The 14,708-nt window shown below is 50.0% G+C and carries 16 protein-coding genes; 3 read left to right on the top strand and 13 right to left on the bottom strand.

The window, feature by feature from the left end:
- The 13 genes from atpA to AB1690_04310 form a co-directional block, all read right to left on the bottom strand.
- On the bottom strand, window positions 1-1,406 hold a 1,406-nt coding region (atpA, locus tag AB1690_04370; protein MEW6014537.1), incomplete at its 3' end, for a F0F1 ATP synthase subunit alpha.
- Between the two features lie 72 nt (window positions 1,407-1,478).
- The gene (atpH, locus tag AB1690_04365; GenBank protein ID MEW6014536.1) at window positions 1,479-2,027 is read right to left on the bottom strand and encodes an ATP synthase F1 subunit delta; all 549 of its coding nucleotides are present in this window, start codon (window positions 2,025-2,027) and stop codon (window positions 1,479-1,481) included.
- A gap of 3 nt (window positions 2,028-2,030) precedes the next feature.
- On the bottom strand, window positions 2,031-2,513 hold the full coding sequence (atpF, locus tag AB1690_04360; GenBank protein MEW6014535.1) for a F0F1 ATP synthase subunit B: 483 nt from the start codon (window positions 2,511-2,513) through the stop codon (window positions 2,031-2,033).
- Window positions 2,514-2,557: 44 nt separating this feature from the next.
- A complete protein-coding gene (gene atpE / locus AB1690_04355; GenBank protein ID MEW6014534.1) occupies window positions 2,558-2,791 on the bottom strand; it encodes an ATP synthase F0 subunit C in 234 nt (77 codons plus the stop codon).
- 47 nt (window positions 2,792-2,838) lie between these two features.
- Entirely contained in the window at window positions 2,839-3,678 is an 840-nt protein-coding gene (atpB, locus tag AB1690_04350; GenBank protein MEW6014533.1) for a F0F1 ATP synthase subunit A, read from the bottom strand.
- The gene (locus tag AB1690_04345) at window positions 3,671-4,084 is read right to left on the bottom strand and encodes a hypothetical protein (GenBank protein MEW6014532.1); all 414 of its coding nucleotides are present in this window, start codon (window positions 4,082-4,084) and stop codon (window positions 3,671-3,673) included. The genes atpB and AB1690_04345 overlap by 8 nt, the downstream gene beginning before the upstream one ends.
- Window positions 4,074-4,337, bottom strand: a complete 264-nt coding sequence (locus AB1690_04340) for an AtpZ/AtpI family protein (GenBank protein MEW6014531.1) — start codon at window positions 4,335-4,337, stop codon at window positions 4,074-4,076. Before AB1690_04340 ends, AB1690_04345 begins: the two co-directional genes overlap by 11 nt.
- A 121-nt stretch (window positions 4,338-4,458) precedes the next feature.
- Window positions 4,459-5,406 (bottom strand): PorV/PorQ family protein, encoded by a 948-nt coding sequence (locus AB1690_04335; GenBank protein MEW6014530.1) that lies wholly within the window; start codon window positions 5,404-5,406, stop codon window positions 4,459-4,461.
- A 110-nt stretch (window positions 5,407-5,516) separates the two neighbouring features.
- Window positions 5,517-6,179, bottom strand: coding sequence for a cation transporter (locus tag AB1690_04330; GenBank protein MEW6014529.1), 663 nt, complete (start codon window positions 6,177-6,179; stop codon window positions 5,517-5,519).
- A 307-nt stretch (window positions 6,180-6,486) separates the two neighbouring features.
- Window positions 6,487-7,617 (bottom strand): SGNH/GDSL hydrolase family protein, encoded by a 1,131-nt coding sequence (locus AB1690_04325; protein ID MEW6014528.1) that lies wholly within the window; start codon window positions 7,615-7,617, stop codon window positions 6,487-6,489.
- A 3-nt stretch (window positions 7,618-7,620) separates the two neighbouring features.
- On the bottom strand, window positions 7,621-7,788 hold the full coding sequence (locus AB1690_04320) for a DUF5989 family protein (GenBank protein ID MEW6014527.1): 168 nt from the start codon (window positions 7,786-7,788) through the stop codon (window positions 7,621-7,623).
- 43 nt (window positions 7,789-7,831) lie between these two features.
- Window positions 7,832-9,571 (bottom strand): carbamoyltransferase N-terminal domain-containing protein, encoded by a 1,740-nt coding sequence (locus tag AB1690_04315; GenBank protein MEW6014526.1) that lies wholly within the window; start codon window positions 9,569-9,571, stop codon window positions 7,832-7,834.
- A 1-nt stretch (window position 9,572) separates the two neighbouring features.
- Entirely contained in the window at window positions 9,573-9,809 is a 237-nt protein-coding gene (locus tag AB1690_04310; GenBank protein MEW6014525.1) for an SxtJ family membrane protein, read from the bottom strand.
- Window positions 9,810-9,957: 148 nt separating this feature from the next.
- Here AB1690_04310 and AB1690_04305 point away from each other — a divergent pair, with 148 nt between their 5' ends.
- The 3 genes from AB1690_04305 (at window position 9,958) to AB1690_04295 (ending at window position 14,707) form a co-directional block, all read left to right on the top strand.
- The gene (locus AB1690_04305; GenBank protein ID MEW6014524.1) at window positions 9,958-10,353 is read left to right on the top strand and encodes a hypothetical protein; all 396 of its coding nucleotides are present in this window, start codon (window positions 9,958-9,960) and stop codon (window positions 10,351-10,353) included.
- Window positions 10,354-10,551: 198 nt separating this feature from the next.
- Window positions 10,552-11,280, top strand: coding sequence for a DUF4159 domain-containing protein (locus AB1690_04300; GenBank protein MEW6014523.1), 729 nt, complete (start codon window positions 10,552-10,554; stop codon window positions 11,278-11,280).
- 19 nt (window positions 11,281-11,299) lie between these two features.
- On the top strand, window positions 11,300-14,707 hold the full coding sequence (locus AB1690_04295) for a DUF4175 family protein (GenBank protein MEW6014522.1): 3,408 nt from the start codon (window positions 11,300-11,302) through the stop codon (window positions 14,705-14,707).
- The last annotated feature ends 1 nt before the right edge of the window (window position 14,708 follow it).

The raw sequence follows: 14,708 nt of genomic DNA, 5'->3' as shown, positions 1-14,708 counted from the left end.
GGGAAATTCTTGGAACAGAACTCAAAGAAACCCTCCTCAAAAGCCGCCACCTGAGAAACCGGCAGACTATCGAGATATCCATTGACACCGGCCCAGATGATTAACACCTGCTTGGCAAGCGACATCGGAACATACTGCTTCTGTTTAAGGATTTCCACCATACGCTCGCCGCGCGTCAGCTGTTTCTGGGTCGCCTCATCCAGGTCAGAGCCAAACTGCGCAAAAGCGGCAAGCTCGCGATACTGGGCAAGGTCCAGCCGCAACGAGCCGGCTACTTTCTTCATCGCTTTGGTCTGGGCGTTTCCGCCAACGCGGGAAACCGAAATACCGACATTGATGGCCGGGCGGATGCCGGAATAAAACAGATCTGATTCCAGGAATATCTGCCCGTCTGTAATGGAAATCACATTGGTCGGAATATAGGCAGAGACGTCTCCCGCCTGGGTTTCAATGATAGGAAGAGCCGTCAAACTGCCGCCGCCGAGGTCGTCTTTCAACTTCGCCGCTCTCTCCAAGAGTCGCGAATGCAGGTAGAAAATATCTCCCGGATAGGCTTCCCGTCCCGGGGGGCGTCTCAGAAGAAGCGACAGCTGCCGATACGCCTGGGCATGTTTGGAAAGGTCGTCATAAATCACCACCACATGTCTTTTGGTATGCAAGAATTCTTCGCCCATGGTGCAACCGGCGTACGGCGCGATAAACTGCATCGGCGCCGGGTCCGAGGCGTTGGCGGCGACAACGGTGGTATATTTCATAGCGCCGAAATCTTCCAGCGTCTTCACCACTTTGGCGACGGTGGAGGATTTCTGTCCAATGGCGACATAAATACAATAAAGGTCCGTATCTTTCTGGTTAATTATGGTGTCGAGAGCAAGCGCAGTCTTTCCGGTCTGACGGTCGCCGATAATGAGTTCGCGCTGACCGCGACCGATTGGTATCATCGAGTCAATCGCCTTGAGACCGGTCTGAACCGGCTCTTTTACCGGCTGGCGCTGCACTACGTTGGGAGCATTCCCCTCCAGAACCCGGAATTTGTCGGTAACAATCGGTCCTTTGCCGTCCAGCGGCTGCCCCAGCGGATTGACCACCCTTCCCACTAGAGCGTCGCCGACCGGCACCGAGGCTACGCGTCCGGTGCGGCGAACCGTGTCTCCTTCTTTAATGTCGGATACGGAACCGAATATGGCGGCGCCGACACTGTCCTCTTCGAGGTTGAGCACCATGCCCATAATGTCGTTGGGAAACAGAATCAGCTCCGACATCATAACGTCTTCCAATCCCCAGATGCGGGCGATACCGTCGCCGACCTGAAGCACCGTCCCGACCGACTCCATTTGCAGTTTGGTCTCGTAACTGGAGACTTCTTTCTTTATTATAGATGAGACTTCTTCAGGATTTAAACCCATGCTTTCACCTCTAAGGATACTATTTCCAGATATTTCTTATAACGGTGTTCAATCACCTTACAAATTCTATAATCAATGCACTTTGACTTTCATCAGACGGTTGCGCAGAAGACTCAGGGCGTACCGAATAGAGCCGTCCATAATCTGATTCTGCAATATCACCACTGTCCCGCCGACAATCGCCCTGTCGATTTTCTCTTCCAACTCAATCTTAAGATTGGTCTTCTGGCTCAATTTTTCGATTAAGCGACGTCGCTCCTCATCGTTGATAGGCACCGTGGTAATGCAGACGGCCCGGGCAATCCCTTTATGCTGGCGCACCAGGCGGTCAAACTCTTCCACGATTTCGACGAGATAAATAATGCGCCGCTTATCGACCAGAACCAGCAGGAAATTATAGAACGGCCGGTCCAGCCGGGGCTTGAATATCTTCTCCACCAGCGCCAGTTTGTCGGCATCAGGAATCTGCGGAGCCGACATAAAATCGAGAAAGGTAGAGTCTTTTCTGAGATAATCAGCCAGGGAATTGAATTGCTCCCAGGCCTGCTCTATCAGCCCTTTCTCGCGGGCGATCTCAAAGAGAGCATTGCCGTATTTCTTGGCTACCTGCTGGGCAAGCATTCTTTATGCCTTCTCGATATTTCCGATGAACTGGTCAATTAACTGCCGCTCTTTCTTTTCATCGAGCTTCTCGCGCAGAATTTTCTCCGCCGCCGACAGAGTGATATTTATCATATCCTCTTTCAGTTGCACCTTGGCTTTAGCGACATCCCGCTCCAGCTGCTCGGCCGTGCGGGTCACCAAAGCGTGAGCTTCTTCCTGCGCGCCGGCTTTGATTTCCGAGGCGACTTTGTTGGCTTCGTTGACCGCCTCGATTATCTTCTGCCGTCGTTCCGTCTCTATATTCTTCAGTTTTTCTTCATACTCGGCTTTGTATTGCGCCGCCCTGACTTTTTCGTCTTCGATTCTCTGAAACTCGTCTTTAATCTTCTGGCGCCGCTCTTCCATCATCGAAAGAAGCGGCTTCCAGGCAAATCGTTTCAGGAGCCAGACAGTAATCAGAAAGCCGATTATATGCGTTATTACCTGTGATATTTCTATGTTCATTTAGCGGTCTCCAGACTCGCGGACGGTGAAAAAGTTATTACTTTTCAGCCGATCTTGCCCATCAGCAGAAGCAGACCAACCAGGGCGTAAATCGTCAAGGCTTCGATAAACGCCGCGCCGATAATCATACCGGTCTGAATCTTGCCGGCCGCTTCCGGCTGACGCCCCATTGCTTCCATCGCCGAACCTACCGCCCGGCCTAAACCGAGACCGGAACCGATAGCCGCTATTGATACCGCAATCGGAAGCGCAAATGATAAAGCAGTTTGATAATCCATTGTTTCCTCCTGAATACTATGATTTCTATAATTGCATCTTATTATTTTTAATGTCCATGTTCATGCTCTTCGTGGGGAAGAACCATCACGAAATAAATCGTCGAGAGCATGGTGAATACCAGAGCCTGTATTGTCGAGGTCAGCATTGCCAGCAGTATAAACGGAATCTGAAAGGGAAAACCGATCGGCGACCCGAATATTCCCATAAACATTATCCCCAGCGAAACAAAGGCGGCAATCAGGATATCCTCGCCGGTAATATTGCCAAATAGACGAAGCGCCAGTGAAAACGGTTTAGCCAGCTCCCCGATAACATGTATCGGGAAATTAATCGGCGCCATCGCCCAGGTGATAGCATCTTTGGGCGAACCGAGAAGATGATGGAAATATCCCCAGATACCGAGCCGACGCATACCGGTATACTGCACATATAAGAAAACCGTAATAGCCAGAGCGGCCGTGGTATTAATCGAGGATGTTGATGATTTCATAAAGGGGATAAGACCCAGAAGATTCATAAACCAGATATAGAGAAAAAGCGTCCCCAGAAACGGCACAAAGTGACGGCTTTCCTTGCCCATGACTGAAAAGAGTAGATTATTCAATCCCTCGATAATCATTTCGACAAAGTTCTGCAGTCTCCCCGGTATTAACTGCCGCTTGCGGTAGGTTATGAGAGACACGGTTATAAGCAGCAGCGAAACAAATCCGGCGAATATCAGCGCATCGTAATGATGAGCAAACGACTTGTTAATGAACGTGATAAGATTGGGAAGTTCGTGCGATTCGCCGCCGCCATGTCCGGCCGCCTGGTGGACCGTATCGGCAACCGCTTCACCGGCCTCATGTGCCGTCGATAATATATAAAACTGAATTCCGTTAAGCACTGCGCAGACTTTCCTTCTTGTCGTTTTCTTCGAAGTAGTCGAGTTTTAACAGAGCGCGCCCGGCCGCCTTGAGGACAATTATCAGAAGACTGACAGTGAATCCGATTACCAGCAAGAGCGGGTCGAAATAGTCGTTGGTCATCAGGAAGTAGCCGGAAAGATAGAGAAGAGGGAATTTCAGGAGAAGAAAAATCAGAGCCGAGGCTTTATCGGCTCCTTCGGGACGAAGCGACGAGCGCACCAGTAAAGAGAGAAAGTAAAGATTAATCATCCCCCAGACGATGCCGGTGAAGACCGACAGGGAGGGCTTAAAACCGTAATAGAACGACCCGAAGGCGAGGCTCAAAAGCGCCACCAGTCCGGTGGTGCGCAGAGTCCGGCTTACAAAATTCGCTTCAATTCTCATCTTTGGTCTTATCAGGCTTCTCTTCGGCTCTTTTTATAATCCTGTATATCTCTTTGCCGGAGGCGATAAACCCGAAAATCAAAAAGAGGATAAGCAGGAAAGGGGCGGTCCCCAGTTTGGAATCGAGCCATCTACCAATAAAGAAGCCGACCACCGGGCCGACCACCATAATAATTGGGATAGTTCCAAGCAAACCGAGTTGTCGATATTCAATCTTACCCTTACCCTTCCGCGGTTCCTTTAAATCGGGCATTTAGACCCAAACGGCAAAAATTGAGTGGGGAAAATAAATCCGATTGCGCTGATTGTCAAGCGCAAAGTGAAATTTTTCACTAATTAATTTTTAAGATGAGAAATCAAGTCAGGTTTTTCTGTTAGAAACTGTAACCGAGCGAAAGTCTGATCGTTTCGTCGAACTCGCTGTCATTCAAATAGGCGGCGTCAATGCGCACCCGCTTTATCTCAACCCCAACCCCTCCGGTGAAGCGCCCAATATCAGAGCCGGCCCTGAGGAAAACCATCTCAAGATACGATATTTCCGCCCCGAAATGAAGGTCCATCGAGATATCCCCCATCCAGTACTGACTATTCTGGCGAATCCCTTCGAACTTGAAATCTCCCGATGCCACCAGACGTCCCCGGAACTCCTTGTAACTGTCAGTGAACAGTATGCCGGGCTTAACAGTGGGATTTATCGACTCGGAAGAACCATTGGAATATCCCAGATGGCCTGTGAAGAGGTCCGCCACCGTCAGACCGAAGTTCAGGTATTCAAAGGGCTTATAGACCGCGCCCAGGTCAGCGGAAACTCCGTATCCGGTAACCGTCGCCAAATCCCGATAAAGAAACTTCAGTGATACTCCCCAATCGAGCTGCTCTTTCAGCTTGCCGGCTATCGCTCCTGAAACAATTATATCGCTATGCGACTCTTCTCTGACAACAAAAGGACGTCCGGTATTGGGGTCAAGGTCGGTCAGTTTTATCCCGCCGCCTCCCAGATAATAGAAATAGATGCCGTATGCCGACAGGAACTTCTTTTCACCCCGGTATCGAGTATAGGCGGCAAAATCGTGGTTGAGAAGCGAGCCAAACATTTCAGCATGCATCGCAATTATATTCTGTCCTGGAAGGCTGTTAAGTCCAGCCGGGTTCCAGTATGGGGCAGAGGCGTCAAATGGTCCCGCCACAATTGCCCCGCCCAGCGCCAGTCCTCTCGCCCCGGCACCTAAAGAAAAGGCATCACCGGCGTACTTGGCGCCGTAAGATGCTGTCCCGGCAAAGAGCAAAAGGAATGTTGCCAGTATCAATCTCTTTGGTTTCATCTAATCTATTATATCGGCTGAAACAGGCGGGCGCAAACAATATAAGACAAAAAACAAAAAAGGCGGAAGACCATTCCGCCTTTTTCTGAATCATCAAATCTGTCAAAATATCAGTGGGAGCCGTCCTTGGTTTCAGACTTCTTTTCGCACTTGCCAGCCGAAATTGAGCAGGCCGCCCCTTTGCCGGCATCAGTTGTAGAGGTGGCAACCGCCGGCATTATTTCCGCCTTATACCCTTTGTCGGAGACCAAAGCCGCCAGTTTGCCGCTTTCAACCTTATCCGGGTCGTAGCAGACTACCGCCTTGCCGGCTTTGTAATCCACGGAGACGACTTTGATAACCCCTTTGTCGGACATCAGGGCTTCCTTAACCGATGACTCGCAGCCGCCGCAAGTCATCCCGGCAACGGACAGAGTCAAAGTAGCGCACTTGCCGGTGTAATCACAGTGAGCATCGGCGCTCGCCGTGGTCGCCTCGGTCGTCTTGGAAGCGCCGCACCCGGAGCCTACCATCTGGGCTTTGGCTTCAGAAGTCTTATATGCGCCGCACCCGGAACCGGAATTGACCATCTTTGCGTCCGTCTTCGCCTCCGTAGCCTTCATACTGCCGCATCCGGACTCGGAGCCGGCATTAACCATCTTCACTTCGCCCGAAGCCTTGGTGGCATCAGCCGATTTCGCTTTGTCTCCGCCACAGGCAGAGCTGAACTGAGGGGCAAGGGCCAGGGCAAGGCCCAAAACCAGCGCCAGGGTGACAAACATTAACTTCTTCACGGGTCTTTCCTCCATAGGTGAGTAATTGGTTTTGGTTCTTAATTATACTTTTTTTGTCTCATTTTGTCAAGTCAAAGTTCTGTGAACTTGGACTATTTTAATCTCCGATTTATTCCTTTAACAAATCGGTAACCCCTTAGGTTCCAATTAATTTTCGACTTTCCGATAACTTATGTTTAGGGAAAAAAATCATTGCCGACCACTGCGATTTTTGAGAACGCCCCTCCTATATCTATCAACCACGGTTGCAGATACAATCCGATGCGTGGCGTAATTAGACCACTTTCGGCAAGATTCGCAGATGGGACTAATTAATATGCGCGCCCTCGACCGGCTCCATCCTGTCCAACCAGGGGGTTATTGACAGGTATTCAGAGATTTTCTCGGCTATTACCTTATGCCCCGTGGCGTTAAAATGAATCGGGTCATTTGGGGCGTTGTCAAATAAGTCATTGAAGTCATCGAAGATACCGGCAATATCAATCAGTTCCGCTCGGCTATTCCTCGCCACCAGACGGGTCTGAGAATTATATAGTTCATGATAATAATGCATCTGCGAGCGGCTTCCGGGCGGATAATATTTTGTCAGCGACGGCGCCGGTGAGGTCAGCAATATCGGTCGACTTCCCTCCGACCTGATGAAATTGACCAGGGCGTATAGATTGCTGTAGAAATCTTCCAGGGATACACGATAAACCGGATTCTGCCTGTCGAGTTTGTCCTCCAGTGATGGTTCCGTTACCGATAATATTATTTTTCTAAGCAGTCGGTATATTTTCAGTCGGGAAAAGAGATTCTGGCTCTTAATTATCCATTTGGGAGGAGATTTCTGCTGATTATCGGGAATATTTCCTCCCGCAGCCCACTGGTCATTCCAGGCAAACATTATGAAGACTATTTCCGGTTTCAGGGACGCCATATCCGAAACATAAAATCGTCGCCCCTGAAAACTGCTGAAACCGGGAATACCGGCATTTATCGTCTCAAAGATTCTCTCGGCCTGCCGCTCATTCAGAAGCCTTTCTGTCAATTTGACAAAAGTCTGCTCCTCGCTCACGCCCCAGCCAAATGTGCAGGAGTTGCCGAGAAAGACCAGCCGTTTCTTATCCGACCTGGGAGGTATCTCGTCGCCTCGAAGCCCTGACGAATTGATTCGATATGATTTCCCCTCAAAGAAGCGGGAATTTATCTCTTGCGATGGGCGAAAGCGCCAGAAGATATCGGGGTCTCGCATGAAGACTTCGGGGTAGTCAAGAGAGCGGTTGACTAAAAAGAAGCGGTTGGCGAAAAACGTATCGAGACTGACAACAGCGAAGATAATCTCAATGGCAAGAACAAAAAGCGGAATGGAAAGCAGAAAAATGAGCGGACGGAGATACCGGCGACGGGCTTTGCCTTCTGTTGTCGGCGAGTCTGTTAGACGGGCATGGTCGGTCATCTGTCAGAAGAGAGAATATATAAAAGGCGCCAGGGCGGAGGACTCGGTGAAAATTATCAGGAAAGAGAGAAACAGCAGAAACAGAAATATCGGTCCTAACCACCATTTCTTGGAGGTTTTCAGAAAGTACCAGAATTCGCCGAATATCACCAATCGTTCTTTCAGCGCCATACCACAATATAATATATACCTGGCGGGCTTTTGCCAATCGAAATCAGTCAGTTCCGGCCCTGAGTCGGTACCGCGCCAGCCGCTCGGGGTCAATTTCCGCCTTATCCAGAATCATATTCTCCAGCGCCAGGATATCGATTCCGGAAGATGCGAAAGTTGTTACGGCATCTTCGGGAGTCCGCGCGATTGGATAGCCTCGAAGATTTAATGAGGTGTTCAACAGCACCGGGATGCCACTTTTTTTCTCGAATTCTGAGAGAATGGAATAGAGACGTCGATTCTGCCCGGCATTGACCGTCTGCAAGCGGGCCGTATTATCAACGTGCACCACCGCCGGAATTATTGCCGCCTTCTCCCTGCGGACATTGAAATTGAAAAGCATGTAAGGAGAAGGGCGGTCGCAGTCAAAGAAATCGGCCGCTTTCTCCTCCATTACAACCGGCGCGAAAGGGCGAAACGGCTCCCGGAATTTGACCGCCTGATTGATTTTCTGCTTCATTTTCAGGTCCGTCGGTGACGCCAGTATGGAGCGAAACCCGAGCGCCCGCGGACCGAATTCCATATAACCGGTAAAAAGCCCAATAATCTTCTGCTCGAAAAGCGCTTCTGCCAGCCATTCCGCCAGGCTCGGGTCGTCAATCTGACGGAAAGGTAAGCCGGTTGATTGAAGATACTGAATAATCACTTCATTATTATAGGCAGGTCCCAGCTCCAGGTAGGAGGCGGGGGATTTTTTTGCCGCTTTGCTCAGCGCATAATAGAGATAAAGGGCGGCGCCGGCGGCGCCGCCGCTGTCGGACGAAGCCGGCTGGATATGTATATCATCAAATATGCCACTCCTTAGAAGTTTCCCGGCGGCCGCACAATTCAAAGAGACTCCACCGGAGAGACAAAGATATTTCTCGGCGGTCAATCTTCTGGCGTGTTGAGCCATCTTGATAATTATTTCTTCGGCAATTGCTTGAATCGAGGCCGCAATATTCTTGTCGCTGGCAGTTAACTCCGTTTCCGGAAGTCTTCGAGGGCGCCCCAGAAGTTTTTCCAGTCTCTTCCCGGTCATAGTTAAACCGCGATGAAACTCGAAATATTTCATATTCAGGAAAATAGAGCCGTCGTCGTTAATCTTCACCAGCTCCTGTCGGAACAGGTCGGCATATGCAGGCTCGCCGTACGGCGCCAGCCCCATTACTTTATATTCTGCCGAGTTTACTCTAAATCCGAGGAAGTACGTAATGGCAGAATATAAAAGCCCGAGGGAATGGGGGTAGTGCATAACTTGAGAGATATTGACCTTATTATCTATTCCTCTTCCCAGCGCCGCTGTTGCCCACTCGCCGACGCCGTCAATAGTCAGCAAAGCGGCGCTTTTGAAGGGAGATGAAAAAAAGGCTCCCGCCGCATGCGCCTGATGATGTTCTGTAAAATAGATCGCTCCCTTAAAGCCGGTTTCCTTTCTTATTAGATTTGGAATCCAGAGCCTCTCCTTGAGCCAAAGGGGAACCGCCTTCCGGAAAGCTGTATAGGAAAAAGGAGCCGTCTGCATATAACTGCTTAAAATCCGGTCAAACTTGCTCCACGGTTTCTCATAGAAGACAACGGCGTCGATTTCCAACATCCCTTTGTTCAGACTCTCCAGACAAAAACTTATGGAGTTTTTGGGGAAGGAAGGGTCATGCTTTATGCCGGTGAACCGTTCTTCCATTGCCGCCGCAATGAGAACGCCGTCCGATACCAGCGCCGCGGCGGAATCATGATAGAAACAGGAGATTCCCAGAATATTCATTTTAACTCTGCCGTTTCAGATCGGCGGGGTCAGATTTTTCGATACGAATTTCCTGCCAATTAGTATCGCTCCTGTATCTGAGACGCAGCGGGTCAGCGCCAAACAGACGGAGTACTGAGGAATAGGGGGTAAGTATCAAGAAATAAAAAATAAAGAGGATAATTTCAGCCTGCACTTTTCCCAGAAATCTGCCGAACTTCTTTACTCCCTCGAGCAATGATATTACCGGACGTCTCATACTTGGAAATTACTCATAATGAAGCGCTTCAACAAGCGCTATTAGATATCTGGCGACTGCCAAAATCTGAATTCTCCTTGAAATTCTGTGGCAAACAGGCATTATTGAAGTTCGTTATCATAAGCACAGCTTTTCCAAGGAGTTTTATATGCTTTCTCGATTCTTCAGAATTTTGATTGCGGTTGCTCTGATTATTGCTTCTTTGCCTGAAGCGCAGGCTCTCCCTTCGTATGAAGGGAGGGTTTTCGGCATCATGCCCTTAAGCAACGAAATATCTTTCTATCGTAATCTGGATGATTCCGGTATAGACCGGGGTATGACCCTTCAGGTTATCGCAATCAATTCATTTAAGATATTCACTGAATTCAATTTCGAATTCACTGCCGATTTTAATTGGGATATGTCTCATCTGGAGCATGACCATTATATGGAGTTATCCCTCGTTAAAGCGATAGGCGGGGGCGTTTCTATCAACTATCAGAGGGTCATATCCAAGTTTGAAGATAAGCCTATAAACCAGTTTGGATTACGGCTTTCCTTCTGATGGCGTCTACTTTCTGGGTGATTTTATACTTGACAAATCGCACGGCTTTTATATATTCGGCGCGACCTTAGACATAATCCCTCCCACCTCTTGGCTTCTTCGAAGCCAAGAGGTTTTTTATTGCGACCAGCCTGTAACGGGGCATTATTTTTCGCCGAAATGACTGTTATAGTAGTATATTATGTAACCGGATAAATTATGCTTCGATATTACTTCCACATTGCTGTAATCGTATTGACGGCATTGATTTCCGCAGTTGCCCAGGAGCGCGAGGGATTAATTGTGCCCCCCAGCCTGCCGGTTCGCCCGCCGACCGCTGCGCAGAATCACCCCTCCACCATCTCCGTGGCGCGACTTCATTACGGCGGTGGAGGAGACTGGTACTGGGGAAGTTCCGCCATTCCGAATCTGTTGAAGTTTGTCAAGGAGAACAGCCGCTACCCTGTTGACCCGGAAGAAAAGGTTATTCAGATTATGGATAACGCCCTTTTCCGATACCCCTTCCTCTTTGCCACCGGTCATGGCGTAATCAAATTCAGCCAGGAGGAGAAAGAGCGGCTCCGCACCTATCTTTCAGGCGGCGGATTCTTATTCATAAACGACTCCTATGGAATGGACAAGACTGTTCGCAAGGAGCTTGCCGCCCTTTTCCCGGAGCGGGAACTGGTGGAACTCCCTTTCGACCATCCTGTATATCATGCCTATTTTGATTTTCCGGCCGGTCCACCCAAAATCCATGAACATGACAATAAACCATCGCAGGGATTTGGAATTATCATTAATGGCCGGGTAGTCGTCTATTATTTGTATGAATCTGATATTGGTGATGGGTGGGAAGATCCCCAGGTTCATAACGACCCTCCGGAAAAACGGGAGGCGGCTTTGAGAATGGGTATGAATATTCTCGTATATGCTTTGACACATTGAATATCGAACAACGAGGTGAATGATGCAGAATCAGGAAAAAATCGCCGGGCTTAAGAAGAGAATCGGTAAGACTCTATTCAGGGAAAGAGCTCTTCTCTTCGCCGCCGGTATTGCCGGAACTATCACCGGCCTGGTTCTGGTATCGATAATCCTATCTCTGATTGCCGGAATACTGATTCTGCCGGTCTGGCTGAAAGTGACTCTTCTGGGTATGTCGGCAACGGGACTGATTTATCTTTTCTGGAGATTTTCATTTTCTCGTCTCTTCAGCGGCAATCTGGAAACAACGGCCATCAAGCTGGAGAAGAAATTCCCTGAGCTCAAAGGACGGTTGATAGCGGCGCTGGAGTTTGCCGGTCTGGGAGACCCTCGTCCGGAGTATTCTAATGACCTGATGGAAGCGACCCTGGCGCAGGCCTGCGTCCGGTCGTCGGCGTTGAATTTCTACGAAGTGGTATCGGCCTATCCCCTCTGGAGAAATCTGCGCGCCACCGGCATTGCCCTTGCCGGCTTGACCGTGATGATGCTTCTCTTTCCGGGGCTGTTCAGTTATTCCTATCAGGTCTATTCGCGTCCCACCGAAACGGTTATGCCGCCACTCGGTTACACTCTTGTGCCGTACCCGGGCGACTTTACTGCCATCAAGTATCGCGACCTCGAATTGGGGGCGATACTTCTGGGAGACAACTTTCCGGACAAAGCCGATATCTATTACCGTTTCACCGAAGGGAACTGGCAGAAAAGCACGATAGAACTGGAATCGTTAAAGAGAAATCTCTCCTCCCGCGGCGATTCCCTTACCATTCTGACGACCGTAAAACAGGCGCGCCGTCCCCTTGAATACTATGTCCATGCCGGCAAGATTACCACTCCCATATCCCGCGTTGAGGTGGTGGACCGTCCCCGTATAACCGGCATCAAAGTCTCCCTCTTCTATCCTCAGTACACCGGTCTGCCGCCGGTTACGATAGACGAGAATGACGGCAATATTTCGGCGGTAGTGGGCACCCGGGCGAATATCAAGATTGAAACCAACCTGCCGGTCGCTTTGGCGGAGATGATTTTTGATGATTCTTCTCGCGCACCCTTCGCCCTCAACGGTCTTGCCGCCGAGCAATCGCTGAGACTGGAGAACGACCGGCGCTATATTATTCATCTGGTGGACAAACAGGGAGAGACCAATCCCGACCCGATAGAATACAAGATTACCGCCATTCCCGACGAGTATCCGATTATCGAAGTTATCCGCCCCGGAGTCGATATAAATCTGAGCGAAGATATGATTGTCCCGCTTCAGGTCAGGATTTCCGATGATTACGGCTTCTCTTCGCTGTTGCTCAAATACACCGTCTTTTCGGAGAGGGGACAGGGAACAGAGAACGTAGCGGTGCTTCACTTCTCCGACCGGATTAAGAACCAGGGGGAGATCAATTTCAGCTGGGATTTGGAGCCTCTCAATCTAATGCCCTCCGATTTTGTGCAATATTACTTTGAGCTTGCGGACAACGACCGCATCAGCGGTCCCAAAGTTACCGTTTCCCGGAAATATATCGCGCGACTTCCATCTCTCGATGAAATCATCTCGCAAACCGAGCAGGACCAGGGAGCCAATATAGACCGCGCCGAGCAGTTCTTGAAAGAGCAGAAGGAATTGGCGGAGAGGATGAAGAATGTCGCCCGCAAAATAGACCAGGAACGGAAAGGGAACGACCAGAAGCTTTCCTGGCAGCATCAGAAGGAACTGGAAGAGATAACGGCGCAGGAAGAAAAGATGGCTGAGGAACTGAAAGAAGCGGCCAAGCAGATGGAAGAGATGATAAAGAAGATGGAAGAGAATCGTCTTGCCAGCCGGGAACTTCTGGAGAAATTGAGTGAAATTCAGAAACTGTTTGAAGAGGTCGCCACGCCGGAGATGAAGGAAGCGCGGGAAAAATTGATGGAAGCGCTCAAGCAGATGGACAAGAAGGCTCTGGAGCAGGCGATGAAAGATTTCCAGGTTTCGCAGGAGGAGATGATGCGGCGTCTGGACCGCACCATTGCTCTACTCAAGAAAATGAAAATTGAGCAGAAGATAAACGCTCTGACCGAGCTGGCGCGTGAAATTGCCCAGAACCAGGAAGAGGTCAACAAGACTTCGGAGGAATCGTCCCCCGAAAACCTGCCGTCCCTTGCCCCCAAAGAAGAAAAGATCAAGGAACGGTTTGACAACCTGAAAGAGCAGACCCAGGAATTCCGTCAGATGCTCAAGGAGATTCCTTACAATAAAGCTGATGAAGCCGACCGCTTCTGCAAAGCGGTGGAGCAGAATGACGCCGATAGCAATATGAAAGAAATGTCCCGGGAACTCTCCGAAAAAGACAAAGAGCAGTCGCTGGAACAGGGCCAGAAAGCGCTCTCGAAACTGCTCCGTCTGCTCAATGAACTTCAGCAGGGACAAGCCAGTATGTGCAAAGGGGGAGATGATGAGATGGCTCTCAAAATGAGGCAGACCATCGATGATATCAACTATGTCTCCGGCAATCAGGAGGAGTTGATTAACAAAGTTTCCGATATACGGGGGGAATCGGAAGTTCTTCGCGACCTGGCGGCGCAGCAGCAGATATTGCGGGAATCGGCCGGGGGACTGGTGCGGCGCATTGAAGAGATGAGTAAGGAATCCCCCTTTATGGCGGCGGAACTGAATAACCTGATTCGCAATGCCGTCGGCAATATGGAATATTCTATCGATAAGTTCAGCGACCGGCGGGGGTATGAAGGGAAGAATTTTCAGCAGGAGGCGCTTTACAACCTCAACCGGGCGGCGGTGCGAATGTTAGATGCCCTGGAGGCGCAGAGTAACTGCAATAAGGGTGGCTCCTGCAGCAAACCGACTCAGAAATTGACCGCTCTCAGCGAGCAGCAGCGTCAGCTGAATCAGCAGACCCAGTCCATGTGCCAGAATCCGAGTGAACTGGCGCAGGGGGAAGCGATGCGCCGGCTTGCCGCCGAGCAAGAGGGAATTAGAAAGTCCCTCTCTCAACTGGAAAAGGAATTCGGCGCCAGCAAGGAAGTGCTGGGACGGCTGGATGCCATTGCCGACGATATGAAGAAAGTGGTCGATGAGCTCTCCAGCGGACAGGTCGGCGAGGAGACGCTGGAGCGTCAGTTGAAAGTCTATTCCCGCATGCTGGACGCCACCCGGACACTTCAGAGGAAAGACTTTACGGAGCAGCGCAAAGCCGAGGTCGGACAGGATATTTTCCGTAATTCTCCGGCGGCCCTCTCCGGAAATCAGTTGAAAGGCGGACTTGATGTCGAAGATAAACTGCGCAAGTTCCTTAATGAAAGTTACCCCGGAGAATATGAGCAGCATATCAAAGCCTACTTCAAAGCCCTGATGGATGCCGCCCAGAACGGCTCTCCGGTAAATCAGAATATCGCTGAATAAT

The organism is Candidatus Zixiibacteriota bacterium (assembly GCA_040753495.1).
Taxonomy (GTDB): Bacteria; Zixibacteria; MSB-5A5; order GN15; family PGXB01; genus DYGG01.
This window is presented reverse-complemented; position numbering and strand designations above follow the sequence as displayed.